Origin of the sequence: Corynebacterium sp. HMSC075F02, from assembly GCF_001838335.1 — a bacterium.
Taxonomy (GTDB): domain Bacteria; phylum Actinomycetota; class Actinomycetes; order Mycobacteriales; family Mycobacteriaceae; genus Corynebacterium; species Corynebacterium jeikeium_D.
In genome coordinates, this window is record NZ_KV836323.1 from 1 (window position 1) to 1,748 (window position 1,748).

At 55.1% G+C, this 1,748-nt stretch carries 2 rRNA genes; both read right to left on the reverse strand.

Features of this window, described 5'->3' with window-relative positions:
• Positions 1-3: 3 nt before the first annotated feature.
• A 5S ribosomal RNA gene (rrf, locus tag HMPREF2920_RS09325) occupies positions 4-120 on the reverse strand.
• A 99-nt stretch (positions 121-219) separates the two neighbouring features.
• Positions 220-1,748 (reverse strand): 23S ribosomal RNA (locus HMPREF2920_RS10845); the annotation flags it as partial.

Here is a 1,748-nt window from a genome sequence, read left to right on the forward strand (position 1 = left end):
TTATGCCGGCGGCGACCTACTCTCCCACACCCTCCCGAGTGCAGTACCATCGGCGCTGGTGGACTTAGCTTCCGGGTTCGGAATGGGACCGGGCGTGACCCCACCGCTAACACCACCGACAAAAACCAGGCAACAACCCATCCCCACCACAACAGGTGGGTGGTGTCATGCCAGACACTGAATAACGGACGCGAGCAAAAACCCTGTAATTCACACTTTGTGTGTTGAATGTTTGGTCTATTAGTACCGGTCACCTCCACACCTTACGATGCTTCCAGATCCGGCCTATCAACCCCATCATCTATAGGGGACCTCAAAAGAAACCTAATCTTGGAACAGGCTTCCCGCTTAGATGCTTTCAGCGGTTATCCCTTCCGTACGTAGCCAACCAGCCATGCCCCAGGCGGGACAACTGGCACACCAGAGGTACGTCCATCCCGGTCCTCTCGTACTAGGGACAGCCTTCCTCAAGTTTCTACGCGCGCGGCGGATAGAGACCGAACTGTCTCACGACGTTCTAAACCCAGCTCGCGTGCCGCTTTAATGGGCGAACAGCCCAACCCTTGGGACCTACTCCAGCCCCAGGATGCGACGAGCCGACATCGAGGTGCCAAACCATCCCGTCGATATGGACTCTTGGGGAAGATCAGCCTGTTATCCCCGGGGTACCTTTTATCCGTTGAGCGACACCGCTTCCACAAGCCGGTGCCGGATCACTAGTCCCTAGTTTCCTACCTGCTCGACCTGTCAGTCTCACAGTCAAGCTCCCTTGTGCACTTACACTCAACACCTGATTGCCAACCAGGCTGAGGGAACCTTTGGGCGCCTCCGTTACTCTTTGGGAGGCAACCGCCCCAGTTAAACTACCCACCAGGCACTGTCCCTAACCCGGATCACGGGCCGAGGTTGAGATGTCCAATACGATCAGAGTGGTATTTCAACAACGACTCCACCCCAACTGGCGTTGAGGCATCACAGTCTCCCACCTATCCTACACAAACCGAACCGAACACCAATACCAAGCTATAGTGAAGGTCCCGGGGTCTTTTCGTCCTGCCGCGCGTAACGAGCATCTTTACTCGTACTGCAATTTCGCCGGGTCTGTGGTTGAGACAGCAGGGAAGTCGTTACGCCATTCGTGCAGGTCGGAACTTACCCGACAAGGAATTTCGCTACCTTAGGATGGTTATAGTTACCACCGCCGTTTACTGGGGCTTAAATTCTCCGCTTCGACCCACAAAAGGGGTCTAACAGGTCCTCTTAACCTTCCAGCACCGGGCAGGCGTCAGTCCGTATACATCGACTTACCCGTCTTCGCACGGACCTGTGTTTTTAGTAAACAGTCGCTTCCCTCTATTCTCTGCGGCCACAACCAGCTCAACCACGTCGGTCACCAGTCATGGCCCCCCTTCTCCCGAAGTTACGGGGGCATTTTGCCGAGTTCCTTAACCACAGTTCTCCCGATCGCCTTAGTATTCTCTACCTGACTACCTGTGTCGGTTTCGGGTACGGGCCGTATATCCACATCGCTAGAGGCTTTTCTCGGCAGCATAGGATCACCAACTTCCCCAAAACGGGTACGCATCACGCCTCACCCTATATGTGCTCCGGATTTACCTAGAACACGGGCCACACGCTTACACCACGATATCCATCACGTGGCACGGCTACCTTCCTGCGTCACCCCATCACTTGGCTACTACCAGTTCAGGTCCCCAGCATCACACACACCAACCAACCTAAAAGGC